Origin of the sequence: Paraburkholderia hayleyella, assembly GCF_009455685.1 — a bacterium.
Classification (GTDB): Bacteria; Pseudomonadota; Gammaproteobacteria; order Burkholderiales; family Burkholderiaceae; genus Paraburkholderia; species Paraburkholderia hayleyella.
This window is the reverse complement of sequence record NZ_QPES01000001.1, coordinates 2,517,090-2,535,401: the sequence shown is the minus strand read 5'-3', so window position 1 is coordinate 2,535,401 and position 18,312 is coordinate 2,517,090. Positions and strand designations below refer to the sequence as shown.

The window sequence follows — 18,312 nt, the reverse complement described above, 5'->3', positions numbered from 1 at the left end:
TTCATGGGCAGAAGGGCAAGGGGGCACTTAGCGCTTGCGGCGGGCCTTGGCGGGTTCATCCGGCACGGGCTCGGCTGGAGTGGGCAGCACCGAATCGAGCGTGCGCTGGCCGGTGGCGAGCGCCCGTTTTTCGCGGGCGGGAAGACGCTTGATCCAGTACTCCGCCCGTGAGGCGCTGGCGCGATCGGCGCGCTCGAACGCCACCAGCAGGCAGACCGGTTTGCGCAAACGGGTATAGCGTGCCCCGGTGCCGTTGAGGTGTTTGTGATAGCGCGCCTCGACATCGGTGGCGATGCCGGTATAGATGCTGCGGTCAGCGCATTCGATCAGATAGACAAACCAGGGCATAAGGACGACAGGTTCAAGGATCAGGCCTCAGAGGCCTTGCACAATGCCGTGACAGGCGGCTGGCGGCAAGGGATTTCGTCCATTGCCGCCAGGACGCCAGGACGCTATGGGCGGGTTTGCGTCATTGTGGCGCCACCCAGGATGTACCCGGTTCACCTATAACGTTCTATTACGCCCTATATAACCCCATTACCCCCATTAACCATTAACCCATTTACCAGGAGGCGATCATGAAGCCCAGGCAGTGCAATCCGCTGTGGTCAGGCCTTCTCGTCTGCGCGCTTATGCTGGGTGTGTCTGGCGCCGCGCGGGGCGAGACTGGCCTGAGTGACCCGCAATCCAGCCAGACCATCGAAGTCGCAGGAGCACGGGCGCATTTTGCCCAGGAGTTCTGCGGCTTTTCGCCGGATAACGTGGCCAGCTATCGGGCAACGCTGAAAAAAGCCTTTGCGACGGTTGAAGATTTCGATGAGCGTTGGCAAACCGGTTGGCAGCAGGAAGAAAAGGGCGCGATTCCGATGCGTGCGTTGCGTCTGAGCGACCCTGCCGATTTCGCGGCGCGGCTCAAAGGCGATTGCAGCCGCGTGAAGTGGCAGGCAGATAACCTGTTGCGCACGCATCCCGTCGCACCTTGAGCCCGGGGCCGCGCATGCAACGCAACGCAGCGCAACGTGATAGGGCATCGGAGTGTGGAGTACAAGCGAAAGTACAAGCGAGAGTACAAGCAGGAGTGCAGGTACGGTGAGCAGTCACAACATTGAGATCCAGGTCGTCGATTCCCTGGCGGACATTCCTGCCGCGCAATGGGATGCCCTCGCGCAGGGCAATCCGTTTGTGCAGCATGCGTTTCTCAGCGCGTTGCACGACAGCGGTGGCGCATGCGCCGCGACGGGCTGGCAGCCCTATTACCTGCTCTTGCGCGAGGCGGGGCGCCTGACAGGTGCGCTGCCGCTTTATCTGAAGTCCCATTCACGGGGCGAATACGTGTTCGACTATGCCTGGGCCGAGGCCTTCGAGCGTCATGGCTTGCGCTATTACCCCAAGCTGGTGTCGGCGGTGCCCTTTTCGCCGGTGACAGGGCCCCGGCTGCTGGCTGCCACGCATGCGGCACGCGTGCTGCTCGCGCGGGGCGCAATTGCGCTGGCGATGCAGCTTGGGGTGTCATCGCTTCACGTGTTGTTTACCCATGAGGCCGATTTGCCTGCGCTGACCGAGGCGGGTTACATGCTGCGCGAAGGGGTGCAGTTTCACTGGAGCAACGTCGCTTACACCAGCTTTGAAGCTTTTCTGGCGCAGATGAGTCAGGACAGGCGCAAGAAGATTCGCCAGGACCGGCGGCGTGTGCAGGACGCGGGCGTCACGTTTCGCTGGTTGAGGGGAGCGCAGATTGACGCGGCGGCGCTCAGTTTTTTCTACGAGTGTTATGACAACACTTACCGCGAGCATGGGAACCCGCCTTATCTGAGCCTCGCGTTTTTCACCCAGCTCCACGCGGCCATGCCCGAGGCGCTGATGCTGGTGCTGGCCGAGCGCGCGGGCGAGCCGCTGGCCTGCGCGCTGAACCTGGTCGCGGGCGAGACGCTGTATGGCCGCTATTGGGGGACGCGGGCGTTCGTCTCGGGGCTGCATTTTGAAACCTGCTACCTGCAGGGCATCGAATACTGCATTGCGCATGGGCTGGCCGCTTTCGAGGGCGGCGCGCAAGGCGCGCACAAGATCGCGCGCGGGCTGTTGCCCGTGCCGACGTGGTCGGCGCACTGGATTGCCGAGCCCCGTTTCGCGGAGGCGATTGCCACGTTTCTCGACCGCGAGACCGCCGTCATGGAGCAGCATATCGGCGAGCTTGAAGCGCATACGCCCTTCAAGCGGCCCCAGCGCTAGCCGTTGCGATGAGCCTTCAGTGGGCGGGCCGTGGATGAGGCGCCATGAAGCCCGTGCAGCGGCAATCTCCGGGGTGGCCCCGTGAGATAATCAGGCGCTTTTTGCCTTGCCCCGTTTTTATTCAGCCGTATTGACCCTTGACCCTTGACCCGCCCCGGCTTTGCTTTGCCTTCGGACAGCATGCATCATCCGCTCCTGAATGTGCTTCTGTATCGCCTTTGTCTCGGCCTTGTGCGTCGTGCCGTCCGTTTTGCCCGTCTCCGCTCCTGCCATGAAGACCCTAATCGCTCTTGCTCAACTCAATGTCACTGTTGGCGACTTCGCGGGTAACGTCGCGCGTCTCGTCGCCGCCGCGCAACGCGCGCATCGCGCAGGCGCGCAGTTGCTGGTGGCGCCGGAACTGGCGCTGTCCGGTTATCCGCCTGAAGATCTGCTGCTGCGTCCCGCGTTTTACGCCGCCAGCGCCGCCGCGTTAAGCAGCCTCGCGGCCCAACTCAAGGCCTTGCCGGGCTTGCATGTGCTGGTTGGCCATCCCCATCGCACCGCGCGGGCTGACGCGCCAATCGGGCGTGACCTGCCGCCGGTCGATACCTTCAACGCCGCCTCGCTGCTGTGCGATGGCGCCATCGTGGGCACTTATCTGAAGCAGGAACTGCCGAACGCCGAAGTCTTCGACGAAAAACGTTATTTCGCCTCCAACCCGCAGCCGTTTGTGTTCGACCTCAATGGCGTGACCTATGGCGTGCTGATCTGCGAAGACGTCTGGCATGCCAGGGCAGCGCAGCAGGCGAAAGCCGCCGGCGCCCAGGTGTTGCTGATTCCGAATGGCTCGCCGTATCACCTGAACAAGGAGGCCGTGCGCGTCGACATTCTGCGCGAGCGCATCCGTGAAACCGGCTTGCCCATGGTCTACGTGAATATGGTCGGTGGCCAGGACGAACTGGTTTTCGATGGCGGCTCGTTCGTGCTTGATGCACAGGGCGAATTGGTCGCGCGCATGGCGCAGTTCGAAGAAGCGTGCGCCCTGGTCGAGTTCGATGGGCCGAGGCCGGTGCCACCTGGGTCGATTCCGGCGGCATCCATGGCAGCTGCATTGCCGCTTGCATCGCTCGCACCATCGCTGTCACTGGAAGCGCAGGTTTATGCCGCCCTGGTGCTCGGCGTGCGCGATTACATTGGCAAGAATGGTTTTCCGGGCGCGCTGCTGGGCTTGTCCGGCGGTGTGGATTCCGCGCTGGTGCTGGCCGTGGCCTGCGACGCGCTCGGCCCTGAGCGCGTGCGTGCCGTGATGATGCCGTCGCGCTACACCGCCGATATCTCCACCACCGACGCCGCCGACATGGCCCGCCGCACCGGTGTGCGTTACGACGAAATAGCGATCGCGCCGATGTTCGATGCCTTCCACACGGCACTGGCAACCGAGTTCGCAGGCCGCAAGCAGGACGCCACCGAAGAAAACATCCAGGCGCGCATCCGCGGCACGCTGCTGATGGCGCTTTCCAACAAGTTCGGCTCGATTGTGCTGACCACGGGCAACAAAAGCGAGATGGCGGTGGGATATTGCACGTTGTATGGCGATATGGCCGGAGGCTTTGCGGTGCTCAAGGATATTGCGAAGACGCTGGTCTACCGGCTGTGCCGCTACCGCAATGCGGCGACTACCTTTGCCACGCGCGATATCATTCCTGAGCGCATCCTGACGCGCGCGCCGTCGGCCGAGCTGCGCGAAAACCAGACCGACCAGGACAGCCTGCCGCCCTATGAGGTGCTCGACGCGATCATGCGCCTGTATATGGAAGAAGACCGCCCGCTGGCCGATATCGTGGCGGCGGGCTATGCGGCTAAAGATGTGCAGCGCGTCACGCATCTGCTCAAGGTCAACGAATACAAGCGCCGTCAGGCGCCGATCGGGATCCGGGTGACGCACCGGGCATTTGGCCGCGACTGGCGCTATCCGGTGACTTCGCGTTATAACGAGCCGCTGGCCTGACGCCGCGCCAAATCGGACGTACGGCCCGGCGCCGCTTTTTGTCTTCCGCATGACCCTGACACGAGACGAGGTTTTCCATGAAACGCATCACCGCCATCATCAAACCGTTCAAGCTGGACGAAGTGCGCGAAGCGCTCGCTGAAGTGGGGCTGACCGGCTTGACGGTGACCGAGGTAAAAGGCTTTGGACGGCAAAAAGGTCATACCGAGCTGTATCGCGGCGCGGAATATGTCGTCGATTTTCTGCCCAAGGTGAAGATCGAAGTGGTGGTGACGCAGGACCAGTGCGATCAGGTCATCGACGCGATCATCGGTGCGGCGCGCACGGGCAAGATCGGTGACGGCAAGATTTTTGTCGCTGAAATCGAGCGGGTGATCCGCATTCGCACGGGCGAGGAAAACGAAGCCGCGGTGTGAGGTAACAGGCATGCCAGCCCCGGCCAAACTGTTTTCACCTCGTGCCTAAAAAAAACGGTGCAAAGCCCATGTGGGTTTCGCACCGTTACGCGCCTCTCATAGCAGCGTGAAAACAGTTCTGTGGCCGCCCTGTGGTGGGCCATGCCTTACATAAAATAGCCCGCGCGTTAGAACACGTGCTGAATGCCCGCGTACACGCCCGACTGGTTATGGCCAACCAGTGGATTGTCTGACGCTGCGCTGACGCCGGCGTTATTGGCATTCAGGCCGAAGTTTGCCGTGCTGCTGTTGCGCACGGTGGCAATCTGGATGTCGAGTAGCGTGCGTCTCGACAGGTTGTACGAGCCGCCGACGGTGTAGATCGTCGCATTGCCACCGCCCTTGTTGGCATTCACGTGATATACGGCTGCGATCAATGCCGCGACCGGCGTGGCTTGCCAGGTCACGCCGCCCCATTCGTGATCGACCGAGGTTGGCACGATGCCCGAGACTGCCGTAGCTGCGCCGCTGGTGCGAATTGCCTGGTAAGCCGCCTGAATCTTGAACTGGCCGAGGAAGACATTGACGGCGGCGGTGTACTCGCGTGAGTACTGGAATGCATTGGTGAACTGACCGTTATTCGGATTGCGGATTTCGTCGTAGATCCCGCGCACCTGGAAGAGCGGCGCCGTGTAGGTGACCTGCAGGCCGGCCTGACGGCCTTGACCCGTTGGGTTGCCATTGGCGTCCAGCGGCGAATTGCCGTTCCAGTTAGTGGTATTGGACAGCGAATACTGGCCGTACACGTCAAAACCCGCGATTTTCGGCGACTGATACGAAATGTTGTTGCTCGACTGGGTCCAGTTACGGCCGCGCACCAGCGATGCCGATGACCAGTTCGACTGGCCAAACGGGTCGAAATCCCAGACGCCGTTGGCGATGAACAGCTCACGGCCCAGCAGCAAGGTGCCGTAGTTGTCGTTCGACATACCTATCGTGGCCCAGCGATTGAAAATCCCGCCTCCGCCTGGGCCTGCGCCCGTCATCGTGTTAAAGCTGCCTTCGAGGTGAAACAGCACCTTGTTGCCGCCACCGATGTCTTCGATACCTTTTATGCCCCACAGGCTCGTGCCCCAATCGCCGCTTTCGGCGCGGAAACGGTTTCCGCTGCCTGTTGCCTGGCCTTTCGGACCTGAGCCTGTCGGTACACCCGACATATATTCGAGCCCAGCGTCGAGACGGCCGTAAAGCGTGACGCTGCTTTGCGCATGGGCAGCTGCGCCCATGGTCAGCAACGAGGCGGCGAGCAAAGCTTTTTTCATTGTTTTCTCCATACCCTGTCAAAAAATAAACCCAGCATTGCGAACGGCGTCCGCATGCCGGTGGCACGGGACAGAAAGGCTAAAACTGGGCGCTATAGGGGTAGACCGGCACCTTGATGGCTGATTGTCATGGGGTGCAGCAGGCAAAAACTCAAGGCTTTTCTGCCCGATGACACACCGCGATGCAGCGTTGCTGCCGGTCTGTCTCCTCGTGATTTTGAAGTAAAACTACTTTTAATGTCCATCATTTTGCTACTCTGGTTACTAATTTAGCAAAAATAGTTGGGCCACGGGCGAAGAAAATAAGCGTGTTTCACGAAGGTGTCTCGAAATTGCCATGGCCGGGGCAGGTTGGCTGACAGGGGCGATGCCGGAAAAATGGCGTGGAGCCTTGTCTGTCAAGGCGAGCAGCTTGGCCCAGGATGCGCCCTAAGGATTGCCACTATTGACGCATGAGATGGCTCGGGTTAAGCGCGTTGCGCGTATGCCGTGACGGCATAAAAAACATGAAAAAAAGCGCTGCCCGTTCGGCAGCGCTTTCGTTTTAGGGCCGTTCACCCTGCGGCTGGCGCGATCGCCCCGGAGATGAGAGCTTAGGGTGTGGCGTTGATGTGCCGCCGCCTGCCGTTCTTCGTTTTTCGTTTTTGTTTTTCGTTTTACTTCAGGCTGCCGGACAGAAACTGCTTGAGCCGTTCGCTTTTGGTGTGCTGAAACACTTCGTCGGGGTGACCTTGCTCTTCGACCCGGCCTTGGTGCAAAAACATCACCTGATTCGACACGCTGCGCGCGAACGCCATTTCGTGCGTGACCACGACCATCGTGCGGCCTTCTTCCGCCAGCTTCTGCATGACCTTCAGCACTTCGCCAACCAGCTCCGGATCGAGTGCCGACGTGGGTTCGTCGAACAGCATCACATCGGGGTTCATGGCCAGCGCACGGGCAATCGCCACGCGCTGTTGCTGGCCGCCCGACAAATGCGACGGATACTGCTTTTCGAGGCGCGGCGCCAGCCCCACTTTCTCCAGATAGACCCGTGCGCGCTCTTCTGCTTCGCGGCGTGACAGGCCCAGCACATGCACTGGCGCTTCGATGATGTTTTCCAGCACGCTCATGTGCGACCACAGGTTGAAGTGCTGAAACACCATCGCCAGCTTGGTGCGCACGAACTGCAACTGCTTGTGATTGGAGACGCACAGCGCCCCGGTTTTGTCCTTGTGCGTGCGCACCTCTTCGCCATCGACGACGATCCGGCCGGCATTGGGCTGCTCGAGAAAGTTGATACAGCGCAGCATCGTGCTTTTGCCGGAACCGGACGAGCCGATCACGCTGATCACATCGCCACGGTTGGCTTTGAGCGACACGCCTTTGAGGACTTCGTTGTCGCCATATTGCTTGTGGAGGTTATCGACAAAAAGTTTTTGTATCGGGGAATTCATCGGGGTCCTTGACAGGCTTATTTGCCCTGCGGCCGCAGATAGGCGAGCCAGCGGTGCTCGGCTGCGCGGAACAGCCAGACGAGCGCGAATGAAACGACGAGATAGATCAACGCGGCAATGCCGAAGGCGCCAAACGACTGATAGGTGGCGGAGTTCACATCGCGGGCGATCTTGAGGATATCCGGCACGGTGGCCGTGAAGGCGACCGTGGTGGCGTGCAGCATCAGGATCACTTCGTTGCTGTAGTAGGGCAGGGAGCGGCGCAGTGCCGAAGGCAGAATCACCCGCCGGTACAGCGTGAAGGGCGACATGCCATAGGCTCGTGCAGCTTCGATCTCGCCATAAGGTGTCGCGCGGATGGCGCCCGCGAAAATCTCGGTGGTGTAAGCGCAGGTATTGAGCGTGAACGCCAGCAGCGTGCAATGCATGCCATCGCGGAAGAAGGCATCGGTGAGCGGGTGCGCACGGATGAAATCGAGGCTGTAGAGGCCTGTGTAGCAAAGCAGCAACTGCACGTAAAGCGGCGTGCCGCGAAAAATATAGGTGTATAGCCACACGCTGCCCGAGAGCCATTTGCGCTTTGAAACACGCGCGACCGCAAGCGGGACCGACAGGCAAAAACCGAGGCCGATCGACACCACCAGCAGCCACAGCGTGATGGCGAGACCGGTAAAGCGGTAGCCATCGGTATAAAGATAGTTGCGCCAGTATTCGTGAATCAGCTCGATCATAGGTCCGCCTTGCGCACGCCCGTCGAATAGCGTTTTTCGAGGTACATCAGCACGAAGTTCGACACGGTCGTGATGGCGAGATAGATGGCTCCAGCGAGTAGCGTGAAGAAAAAGAAGCGCAGCGTGCCTTTGCCCGCGTCTTGCGAGGCCTTGACCACATCGGCCAGACCGATGATCGACACCAGTGCGGTGGCCTTGACCATCACCTGCCAGTTGTTGCCAATGCCTGGCAAGGCAAAACGCATCATCTGCGGAAACATGATGCGCGAGAACACCTGCCAGCCGCTCATGCCGTAAGCTGAGCCGGCTTCAAGCTGGCCGCGCGGCACCGCGAGAAACGCGCCGCGAAAGGTTTCGGTGAAATACGCGCCATAAATAAAGCCCAGCACGATGACGCCTGCAATGAAGGGGTCGATGTCGATCTGGTCCCAGCCGAGCAGGTCGGTGAGTTGATTGAGCCAGATCTGGATGCCGTAAAACAGCAAAAGCATCAACACCAGGTCAGGCACGCCGCGCACGAGCGTGGTGTAGAGCGTGCCGATGCCAGACGAGATGCGGTTGCGTGAGAGCTTCGCCGCCGCACCGATCAAGCCAAGCACGAAAGCAAAGGCCAGCGATAGCAGCGCAAGCTCGATGGTTTGCCAGGTGCCCGCGAGAATCTGCGGGCCGTAGCCTTGAAAAAGCATATGAGAGTCCTTGACGGCCCGACTGGATAACTGCGGGGCAATAGCGCTGCGCGATTGCGGCGTTAAGCCGTGGACGCATTAAAACACTTCAATGACGAATGAGTGGCCCTGCTTGAGCCCCTGGCTAGCGGTTCTGATAGATATCGAAATCGAAATACGGCTTGGCGAGTTTGTCGAAGGTGCCATCCTGGTGCATTTGCTTTATTGCCTGGTTGAATTTGGCCTTGAGCTCGGTATCTTCCTTGCGCAGGCCGATGGCGGTGCCTTCACCCAGTATCTTGGGATCGCTCAGCGCGGGGCCGGCCCATGCGAAACCTTTGCCGCGCGGGGTCTTCAAAAAGCCGACTGACGCTTGCGCCTCATCTTGCAGCGCGGCGTCGAGCCGGCCTGAGTCCAGATCGGTATAAACCTGATCCTGAGTCTGGTAGGGCACGACGATCACGCCCTGAGGCTCCCAGTAGGTCTTGGCATAGACTTCCTGGATGGTGCCCTGCTCAACGCCGACGCGGCGGCCCTTGAGCGACTGGACGGTAGGCCGCAGCGGCGAACCCGCGCGAGCGACCATTCGGGTGCCCGCATCGAACAGCTTGTCGGAGAAGTCGATTTGCTGGCGGCGTTTCTCGGTCGCGGTCATGGACGAGACGATCGCATCGAATTTTTTCCCCTTGAGCGCCGGAATCATGCTGTCGAAATCCTGCTCGACCCAAACGCACTTGACGTTGATCCGGGTGCAGAGCTCCCGGGTCAAATCGACGGCGAAACCGACAATCTGGCCATTCGGAGCTTTCGATTCAAACGGCGGATAGCTGGGGTCGACGCCGATGCGCACGGTTTTCCATTCTTTTGCTCCCGCGCTGACAGCCATCATGGCCAGCGCGATGCACAGTGCGAACTTCTTCATGTTTCTCCTGACTCTGCTAATAGGGGTGCTGTGGGGACTGCGACATGACAATTTTCAGGGCGTGCCCCGGCACGGTTGTCTGCTGCCATTTGTCATTTGCCATTTGTCATTTGTCATGCCACACAGCGGTAAAAATAGCCTCCCGGCGTCATGGCGCGATGCCATCATGCCAGAGGTCAAAATTATGCGGCCCGGGTAAGGTGGCCTGATAGAGCCTAAAAGAGCCTAAAAGGCCGGGAAAATGCCCCGGATGGCCTATTAAGACAAACAGCGGCAGTGACGACGGCTAGTGGCGAAAAGCGCGCGGTATTTTACCCGAAGCCGGATTCGTCGTTACGAATGCCACCTTCGGCGGGGGGCGAGGCTAGCCAGGACGCGCAGGCATCCCCGGCGCCGGAAGGCTTCAATGTCTGCTAACGGCAGACAAGTGACGTTCTTTAACCGCCACAAGCCATGTGGCCTCCTGCATAATGCAGCGCTGCATGGCGCGGCGTTTCGGGCTTCGCTTCGAACGCCCGTGCACAGCGGCCCGCAAGGGCCATTCAGTGGTTTATCGTTCCTCGTTTCTGGTGGTGTGCCGCCATGTTCTCCTGCTTTCCCCCTCAAACTTCCCGCGCGCCGCGGCGTGTCTCATCTGGCCTGGGGCCATCCGCCCGCGACGCTTCACCGTGTGCGCTCGTACGGGCGGGTTGATTCGATGGCCTGGTCTTTTTCGTCCCGTTTTTCTTTCCGTTTGCTTCCCCGCCTTGCGTCCCGCTTGCCGCTCAGGCTGCCCCAAACTCGTGGCGGGCGGATCGCCCTGGCGCTGGCCGTGGTGTATCTGGTGTGGGGCTCGACCTATCTGGCCGTACATGTGGCGCTCGGGTCGTTTCCGCCGTTGCTGATGTCGGGCCTGCGTAACCTGTGCGCGGGTCTTGGGTTGCTCGTGTTCGCCCTGCGGCGTCAGCCCGTGTGGCCGACGCTGCTTGAGATTCGCAATGCGGGGGTCGTCGGCACGATGCTCGTCGGCATGTCGAGCGGCATGCTGGCTTATGGCATGCGCACCGTCAGTACCGGGACCACTGCCGTGATGGTGGCTACCGTGCCGCTCTTTGTGACCGTGATTGCCGCGGTGGCGGGACGCAAGGTCGCCCGACTCGAATGGTTCGCCGTTGCGCTTGGCCTGCTGGGCATCGCCATCCTGAGCCATGGCGATGCCTCGTCGGGTTCCGCAGGCGGGAGCCTCGCTATTTTGTGTGGCGCGCTGTTCTGGGCGGGCGGGGCCTTTCTGGCGGGACGCCTCAAACTGCCCGCCGACCTGTTCGTTTCGACCGCTTTGCAAATCGGCCTGGGGGGCGTGGTGGCAACGCTCGTGGCGTGGATCTCGGGTGAGCGCATGCTCGATTTGCACGTGTTACCAGTGCTCGCGTTTTTGTATCTGATGCTGGTGGGCTCGATGGTGGCTTATGTCGCCTATGGCTATCTGATCCAGAACACCAGCCCGATCATTGCCAGCAGTTGCATGTATGTGAATCCGGTGGTCGCCGTCGCGCTGGGCGCGTTGCTGCTGGGCGAGCCCGTGACACGTTCGACAGTCATCGCAACGGGCGTGATCCTGGCGAGCGTGGGGCTTTCGTTCTGGTTCGATTTCAGACGGCGCGATGCCTGATTTTGTCTGATGCCACAACCGGCTAGAGCCGGGCTGCGAGTTCCGCACCTTCGCGGATCGCCCGTTTTGCATCGAGTTCTGTCGCCATGGCCGCGCCTCCGATCAGGTGATAGCGTGGCCCGGTGGCCGCCGGGGTGGCCGGATAGAGTTCGCGGCGCGCTTCTTGTCCCGCGCAGACCACGATGGTGTCGACGTCCAGCCATTGCTCGCTGCCCGCGCGCGCGATTTTCAAGCCGCGCGGCGCGATCTCCCGATACGACACGCCATCCAGCATCTTCACCGCGCCGCGCGCCAGCGTGGCGCGATGGACCCAACCCGAGGTCTTGCCCAGCCCCGCTCCGAGTTTGCCCAGCTTGCGCTGCAAGAGCCAGATCTCGCGCGGTGGTGGCGCGACGCGAGGCGGCTTGAGGCCGCCGCGCTCACGCACTGCAAGATCGACTCCCCATTCGTCGAGCCAGTCTTCTCCCGGCTGGGGTTGCGGAGCGCCAGCCGGATGCAGCAGGAATTCGCTGACATCGAAACCAATTCCGCCCGCTCCGATCACGGCGACACGCTGCCCTACGGGTGCGCCGCGCAGCACCTCGAGATAGGACAGGACGTTCGTCCCCTCGGCGCCCGGCAGCGACAGGCGACGTGGCACGATGCCGGTGGCGACGATGACATCGTCAAAATCGGCCGCTGCCAGCTGTGCCGCATCGACATGAGTATTCAGCCGGACGTCGACACGGTGACGTTGCAGCTGGCTGGCGAAGTAGCGCAGGGTTTCGCTGAATTCTTCCTTGCCTGGCACACGCATGGCCAGATTGAACTGGCCCCCCAGCACAGCTTGTGCCTCGAACAGCGTCACCTGATGGCCGCGCGCCGCCGCCACGGTTGCAGCGGACAAGCCCGCCGGCCCCGCGCCGACGACCGCAATGCGGCGCAAGCGTTGCTGGGCGCTCAGGGGTTGATAGCGCAATTCGGTTTCGCGGCCGGCACGCGGGTTGACGAGGCATGTGGCGCGCCGGTTCTGAAACGTGTGATCGAGGCAGGCCTGATTACAGGCGATGCAGGTATTGATTTCATGGGCGCGGCCGGTCGCTGCCTTGGCGACAAACTCAGGATCGGCGAGCAACGGCCGCGCGAGCGAAACCAGATCGCCCATGCCTTGCGCTAGCAAGGTTTCGGCAACCTCTGGCGTGTTGATCCGGTTCGAAACGATGACCGGCACACGCACCGCCTGCTTGAGCCGCATCGCAAGCGGGGCGAAAACCGCACGCGGCACGGAAGTCACGATGGTCGGAACCCGCGCCTCATGCCAGCCAATGCCGGTATTGAACAGCGTGACGCCTGCCGCTTCGAGCTTCTGCGCGACGTGCAGGGTTTCTTCCCACGTATTGCCGTCCTCGACCAGATCGATCAGCGACAAACGGAAGATCACGATAAAGTGCTCGCCGCAAGCCGCACGGACCTGCTCGACGATGTCACAGGCGAGCCGCGCGCGGTTATCGATGCTGCCGCCATAGTGGTCGGTGCGCTGGTTGGTCCGCAGGCACAGGAACTGGCTCAGCAGATAGCCCTCACTGCCCATGATTTCGACGCCGTCATAGCCCGCGCGTTGCGCGAGCCGGGCACAGCGCACGTAGGCGCGCACCGTGCTGGCGATGCCGCCCAGGCTCAGCGCCCGCGGCTTGAACTTCGAAATCGGGGATTTGAGCGCCGAGGCCGACACGACGAACGGCTGATAGCCATAGCGTCCGGCATGCAGGATCTGCAGGGCGATCTTGCCGCCTTCGTCATGCACCGCGCGTGTGAGCAGGCGATGATGGCGCAGATCGAACACGGAGTTCAGGGTTCCGCCGAACGGCAGCAGCCAGCCCGCGCGATTCGGCGAAAAGCCTCCCGTGATAATCAACCCAACGCCCCCTTTGGCACGTTCGCGGAAATACGCCGCGAGCTTGGGATAATTCCAGAAGCGGTCTTCCATACCCGTGTGCATCGAGCCCATCACGACACGATTGCGCAGCGTCGTGAAGCCGAGATCAAGCTTCGATAGCAGATGAGGGTAAGACATGTGGGGTGCCTGATTGGTAAAGATTGAATGCGCACGAACGATACACTGCGTATCCTGGCGGCTTTGCCGAAGAAAAATTCTAATGACGTAGCGGCTGGGTGAAACTGCTTCTGGCGATAACGATAGCGATACGGGTAACGAAGCCATGCCAGGGGATGAACTACTGCGTTAGACATCGAGAGGTTGAACGAAGTGGACGTGATATCGAAGCCGTCGTCGCAACTGCAAGACGAGCCGGTTCAGGCGAATACGGCAAGGTCGGCCGCCCCGGACATGGAGCCCACGCCCAAAGGCTTGCGGGGCTGGCTATTGCTTGCCGTGCTGGGTCTGGTGTTGCTGCTGGCCGTGACCGTCGCGCAATTGCGCGACCCCATCAAGTTGATGTTGACGTGGGAGCTGTATGCGGTGTTCTTTCGGCCTGAAACCGCGGATTGGTACCGCGTCGTGCTGCTGCTAACGGGCTTGGGTGTCGCACTTGATCTTGTCGTTGCGATGGGGCTGGGATGGCTTTTACTGCTGGTGTACCGGCGCTCGCGGCGTTTTGTGCGGCATGTTCAGATCTGGCTGGTGAGCGTTGTGGCGCTGCAGTTTCTGCTGTATCTGGCGGGCACGTATCTGAGTGATGCGATTGCTGTGCCCATCGCGTTGCCGCTGGGTGGATTGCTTCGCTCGGCAGTGCTGGCGGCACTTGGGGTGCCGTATTTCAGCGCATCGCAACGGGTCCGCCACACTTTTGACCAGCCATGATTGAGATGAGCCATGCTTGTGTCGTTTTTGTGCTGGATAAGCGGTTGGTATGGCCGCAACGCGGTGGTAGAATCTCGTCCGCCCTGCCGGGGTGATGAAATTGGTAAACATAGCGGACTTAAAAAAATTGAGTGCCCAGCCGGAAACGGCTGGTGTAGAACCCCTCAAATTCGGCGAACCCCCTGATGCGCAGTTCAGCCATCGAGGCAATACCGAGCCAAGCCCGCCAACGCTTCCTGAATCAGATCGTTACGTTTAACGGTTCAGGCGCCAGGTGTGGAAGGTGTAGAGACTAGACGGGGGGCGCCTAAGACGGCACGCTGGCAACATGTTGCATGCAGCGCGTCGGGATGGCGAAGGCATAGTCCAGCGCACGAACGTTCATGTCTTCAGGCTCGAATGGCGTCGAAAGACGTAGTGTGACGAAAATCCGCCGCCTAACGGCTTGCCGGTTCAAGTCCGGTCCCCGGTACCAGGGCCCCCCACCTTTTCCTTCACTTTTTTAACAAAAGTGCATGGAATATCAAAGATTTACTGGCTTTACAGCGCCACCGCTTTCCATCAATATCTCCATCAATTTATTCGAAGATTGGCACCTGAGTGCACCAGGTTTGCACCGGGATTTGCACCAGGGTGTTGGATGGCAACATATGCAAAGCGGGGCGGCGTCTGGCGTGCACAGGTCAGGCGTAAAGGTGTGTACCTGTCCGAGACCTTCAAAAGCAAGGCCGATGCCGTTGCCTGGGCGACAGGCAAGGAGCACGAGATCCATATCGGTGCGATCACTCCGGGAACCGTTCATACGGTAGCGGATGCCATGCGCGAATATGAAAAACGCGTGTCGCCCACAAAAAGAAGCGCGCGCTGGGAAGCCATCCGGTTTGGGGCGTTTATCCGCGATTTCCCGGAGTTGGCCGACATGCCGCTTGCTGATGTCACGGCGGAACATATGGGCCGATGGCGAGACGCGCGGCTTGCCGGTGACGCCGGTGCGAAGCGGCCGCCCGTTGGTTCCGCTACGGTGTTGCGAGAAATCAACCTGTACTCGCATGTGTTCACAACCGCGCGTGATGAGTGGAAGTGGACGAAAGAAAGTCCCTTTACAGGTATGCGCCGCCCCACAGAACCGCAGCCGCGGAAGCGGCGGATATCGGATGACGAGCGCGATCGGGTTTTGCTCCAGCTCGGCTATCGGCATGACGCAACGCCGAAAACAAAATCCGCGCGAATCGGCGCGATGTTCGTTTTAGCGCTTGAGACAGCGATGAGGGCGGGTGAGATTGAAGGGCTTCGCTGGGATCGTCTGGACGATGCGGGCCGCTATGCGCATTTGCCGCGCACGAAAACAGAAATCGCGCGTGATGTGCCTCTTTCGCCCAAAGCGTTGCGGGTTATCGAGCAAATGCGCCCGTTACACAATGAATTCGACGGTTTTATTTTCGGCGTAAAAAGTGAGATTCGAAGCGCTTTGTTCCGCAAGGCAACGAAAGCTGCAATGCTGGAAGATTTGCATTTTCACGATGCCCGCCGAGAGGCGCTCACGCGATTATCAAAAATATTCAATGTGATGGAGCTGGCAAAAATCAGCGGGCACCGCGATCTGAGCATTCTTCAGTCAGTGTATTACGCGCCGCATGCCGCTGATCTTGCCGATAAACTCCATCATTTTGTGACTACATGAGATTCCGCCCATAGTATTACGTCTCTGGCGCGCCAAAGACGGCTACCGATGCCACCTTTTTGATTCGGCAAGCGGATCGGCCTGGGGAATAGATCAACGTTCACAATCACGTTTCTCACATAATTTTCACTCCGCTTTAAATATCCAGAGATTAACCGGATGTCCCATAAATCGACATCGAGTGGAATAGCTGCGCGTTTTTTATCTAACAGCTCTACAACTTTTCCGGCCAGGGTTTCAATTTCACTCATGATTAAATTCCTGTGCCTCTTGGGCTTGTTTCGATACCGGTTCGAATTATTTCCAGATCAGGGCAATAAATTTTTCTATATAACTCGGCCAAAATTCGTTATTTTATGGATTAAGTAAACTGCCAATTTTTGATACTTCAATCCATGTTCGCGGCATTAGCCCATATGTGCGCATTTTGAGCCGCTTGATGTCGGCTATCGCTACCGCTATCGCGCTCCTCGCGCATGCGATGCAATAGCGGATTCCACTTCCCTGAGCGTTTGAGGTGACAACCTGTTGACGGCGGGATCACTCAGCACCAGCTGTAATGCTTGCAAAAGTTGCTTTGCAGCAGCGACGGTGATCTTTCCAGCCAGTGGTTTTGTGATTGCTTTTTTTGTGATTCTGCTTTGCCCGGCTTCGGCGGCTTGATCAACCGCATTTTGCAAACGGCGAAATGCCTCGTCGGCGCCGTTCGCGCGAATTTCATTAATAGCGAGTGTTGATGAAATATGTTTTGACCGGACTAGTTCATGGAGCCCAGCAGGCGCATTGGCTAGCAGTAGGACATCGCGGATTGTCTGGTCAGTAATATTGAGGCGAGTACGGATTGTCTCGTTATCAACATTTAACGCCTGGAGTTCGACAACCTTGGCTGCAAGTTCGAGTGGCGTTAGTTTTTCACCCTCATTGTTCACGATGCCGGAAAAAATCAGATTGATTCGATTCACCGATTTAGCATCGTCAATGACAATAGGCAGCCGCTCAATTTGAAACCCTTCTTTAATGGCAAGAAGCGCCGCATGATACCGGTGTTGTCCTTCGTAGACGAAAATTAAATCTTTGCTATTCACTTTTCGGATAAAGCAGCCCAAGGGCTTTTTCCGATCATAGCCGTTAGCTTTTATCAGCTCGGCTATGTGACGTACACGGCCAGGATCAAGCGGGCGAACGTTGTCGGATGGATCGTAATGAATCTGATCAGGTGGGACAGCCCATAAATCCGAGGAGCTGCCGCCAGCGGATTTAATAGCCGCTTTTGTATTGCCATTGATCATTGATTCACTGGCATCACGGGTTTTATGCCGCAGTGACCGAAGCCACTCACGGTGGCCTGGACCATGTATATCAGCCTCAAAAATTCTTTTGGCGGGCGTAGCAGGGTGTCGCGGCATTTTTTCTCCATCGGTGAGTTGATGGATCGAGTATTGCAAATGTACTTTCAGTGGTCAAGTGCATTTGCAATTAAATTTTTGAGTTATAGCCTCAACATGGTGACAGCGACGCGTTCTGCTGACTTCGATGCGGTAAGCAACTGTTCGCCCCGGCATTCGGGATCTCCTCCTACAGCTCTCACCGCGTAATTTGCACGAGGGCCGTGACAGACAATGAGAATGAAGTCGATTGCGCCCGACAGTACGTCAGCTCGTAGACAGTTAAGGGCCGTGAGCATTTCGTGCAATCCTTTATCGCCGCATGCCTGTTTTGTATTCGTTGCCGAGCGGCTGTTAAACGGTGCACCACGGCGGCGATCATCGAAATAAAAAAGTTCTGCAATGCGATCTGATTCATGGGTGCCTGCCTCTGTTGCGGTGCAGTTATTTCGATAATCTTGGTCCACATTCAGCCTCTCTGAGTATTTTTTGAATGACAACTTGCCGTGCCCCGCGGTTGGGTTCCTCGCCGGATGGGTGTCGTTATTTACTCAAAATCACGGGCCGAAAGAAATGAAGGATTTTGCAACCTAATGTCTGATACAGAAACATTTTCGAGATAATGCCGGGTGTATGAGATGAAACAAGACATATCTAAAAATAATTTTGAAATAATCAGACAAAACAAAATTTACTGGGAATTTTGTTTCTAATATGTCAAATCTCAAAAATATAGTGAGGCGAAATGTCGCAACCTCCCGTGATCTGAACTGGGATTTGTTTCGACGATTTCTTCAGGTGACGGGCTACCGCAGTTATACGGAAGCTGCGCGTGGCTTGGGCGTGCATCGTCCGACGGTCGGCCAATGGATCGTGGATTTAGAGGCCGCGCTGGGTTTGAATCTAGTCATCCGGTACCCTGGGGGACGAGACTTTGGACTAACCCCAGAAGGATTGAAATTGCGGCGTCTGCTCATTATTGGCGATGCTCGCTTATCCGAAATATTGGGTTTACAGCCGGATGGGCGCAATACACGAGACGCATGGAGTTACGTTGATGAAGCGTTCGCCGCTTTGTTGCAAGCGAGCAAGATGAGAAATCGTTGAT

The 18,312-nt window shown here is 58.8% G+C and carries 18 protein-coding genes; 8 read left to right on the top strand and 10 right to left on the bottom strand.

Annotated elements, in window-relative coordinates; genetic code table 11:
• Positions 1–27: 27 nt before the first annotated feature.
• Complete coding sequence (locus GH657_RS11225; protein WP_153100837.1) at positions 28–348, bottom strand: GIY-YIG nuclease family protein; 321 nt, start codon at positions 346–348, stop codon at positions 28–30.
• Between the two features lie 230 nt (positions 349–578).
• On the opposite strand from GH657_RS11225, the gene GH657_RS11220 reads away from it, so the two are divergent.
• The 4 genes from GH657_RS11220 (at position 579) to glnK (ending at position 4,635) form a co-directional block, all read left to right on the top strand.
• Complete coding sequence (locus GH657_RS11220; RefSeq protein ID WP_153100836.1) at positions 579–983, top strand: hypothetical protein; 405 nt, start codon at positions 579–581, stop codon at positions 981–983.
• A 106-nt stretch (positions 984–1,089) separates the two neighbouring features.
• Positions 1,090–2,229 (top strand): GNAT family N-acetyltransferase, encoded by a 1,140-nt coding sequence (locus GH657_RS11215; protein ID WP_246174059.1) that lies wholly within the window; start codon positions 1,090–1,092, stop codon positions 2,227–2,229.
• Between the two features lie 271 nt (positions 2,230–2,500).
• Positions 2,501–4,219 carry an NAD+ synthase gene (locus GH657_RS11210; RefSeq protein WP_153100835.1) on the top strand — a complete coding sequence of 573 codons (1,719 nt, stop codon included), beginning with the start codon at positions 2,501–2,503 and terminating at the stop codon, positions 4,217–4,219.
• Positions 4,220–4,296: 77 nt separating this feature from the next.
• The gene (gene glnK / locus GH657_RS11205; protein ID WP_153100834.1) at positions 4,297–4,635 is read left to right on the top strand and encodes a P-II family nitrogen regulator; all 339 of its coding nucleotides are present in this window, start codon (positions 4,297–4,299) and stop codon (positions 4,633–4,635) included.
• 167 nt (positions 4,636–4,802) lie between these two features.
• On the opposite strand, the gene GH657_RS11200 is transcribed toward glnK, so the two are convergent.
• The 5 genes from GH657_RS11200 to GH657_RS11180 form a co-directional block, all read right to left on the bottom strand.
• On the bottom strand, positions 4,803–5,936 hold the full coding sequence (locus tag GH657_RS11200) for a porin (protein ID WP_153100833.1): 1,134 nt from the start codon (positions 5,934–5,936) through the stop codon (positions 4,803–4,805).
• 656 nt (positions 5,937–6,592) lie between these two features.
• Positions 6,593–7,372: an ABC transporter ATP-binding protein gene (locus tag GH657_RS11195; protein WP_153100832.1), complete on the bottom strand. Its 780-nt coding sequence runs from the start codon at positions 7,370–7,372 to the stop codon at positions 6,593–6,595.
• 17 nt (positions 7,373–7,389) lie between these two features.
• Entirely contained in the window at positions 7,390–8,103 is a 714-nt protein-coding gene (locus GH657_RS11190; RefSeq protein WP_153100831.1) for an ABC transporter permease, read from the bottom strand.
• On the bottom strand, positions 8,100–8,789 hold the full coding sequence (locus tag GH657_RS11185) for an ABC transporter permease (protein WP_153100830.1): 690 nt from the start codon (positions 8,787–8,789) through the stop codon (positions 8,100–8,102). The genes GH657_RS11190 and GH657_RS11185 overlap by 4 nt, the downstream gene beginning before the upstream one ends.
• A 124-nt stretch (positions 8,790–8,913) precedes the next feature.
• A complete protein-coding gene (locus tag GH657_RS11180; RefSeq protein ID WP_153100829.1) occupies positions 8,914–9,690 on the bottom strand; it encodes an ABC transporter substrate-binding protein in 777 nt (258 codons plus the stop codon).
• A 697-nt stretch (positions 9,691–10,387) separates the two neighbouring features.
• Here GH657_RS11180 and GH657_RS11175 point away from each other — a divergent pair.
• On the top strand, positions 10,388–11,338 hold the full coding sequence (locus tag GH657_RS11175) for an EamA family transporter (protein WP_153100828.1): 951 nt from the start codon (positions 10,388–10,390) through the stop codon (positions 11,336–11,338).
• A gap of 22 nt (positions 11,339–11,360) precedes the next feature.
• Here GH657_RS11175 and GH657_RS11170 read toward each other — a convergent pair whose 3' ends face one another.
• Positions 11,361–13,391: an NADPH-dependent 2,4-dienoyl-CoA reductase gene (locus tag GH657_RS11170; RefSeq protein ID WP_153100827.1), complete on the bottom strand. Its 2,031-nt coding sequence runs from the start codon at positions 13,389–13,391 to the stop codon at positions 11,361–11,363.
• A 198-nt stretch (positions 13,392–13,589) separates the two neighbouring features.
• Between GH657_RS11170 and GH657_RS11165 the strand changes: the two genes are divergently transcribed.
• The gene (locus GH657_RS11165; protein WP_153100826.1) at positions 13,590–14,138 is read left to right on the top strand and encodes a DUF2569 family protein; all 549 of its coding nucleotides are present in this window, start codon (positions 13,590–13,592) and stop codon (positions 14,136–14,138) included.
• 640 nt (positions 14,139–14,778) lie between these two features.
• Positions 14,779–15,819, top strand: coding sequence for a tyrosine-type recombinase/integrase (locus tag GH657_RS11160; protein ID WP_153100825.1), 1,041 nt, complete (start codon positions 14,779–14,781; stop codon positions 15,817–15,819).
• Here GH657_RS11160 and GH657_RS11155 read toward each other — a convergent pair.
• The 3 genes from GH657_RS11155 to GH657_RS11145 form a co-directional block, all read right to left on the bottom strand.
• Positions 15,801–16,070 (bottom strand): hypothetical protein, encoded by a 270-nt coding sequence (locus tag GH657_RS11155; RefSeq protein ID WP_153100824.1) that lies wholly within the window; start codon positions 16,068–16,070, stop codon positions 15,801–15,803. The genes GH657_RS11160 and GH657_RS11155 overlap by 19 nt on opposite strands.
• A gap of 207 nt (positions 16,071–16,277) precedes the next feature.
• Complete coding sequence (locus GH657_RS11150) at positions 16,278–17,264, bottom strand: ParB/RepB/Spo0J family partition protein (protein WP_220094847.1); 987 nt, start codon at positions 17,262–17,264, stop codon at positions 16,278–16,280.
• A 44-nt stretch (positions 17,265–17,308) separates the two neighbouring features.
• Entirely contained in the window at positions 17,309–17,671 is a 363-nt protein-coding gene (locus GH657_RS11145; RefSeq protein WP_153100823.1) for a hypothetical protein, read from the bottom strand.
• Positions 17,672–17,918: 247 nt separating this feature from the next.
• On the opposite strand from GH657_RS11145, the gene GH657_RS11140 reads away from it, so the two are divergent.
• Complete coding sequence (locus GH657_RS11140) at positions 17,919–18,311, top strand: helix-turn-helix domain-containing protein (RefSeq protein ID WP_153100822.1); 393 nt, start codon at positions 17,919–17,921, stop codon at positions 18,309–18,311.
• Position 18,312: the final 1 nt, after the last annotated feature.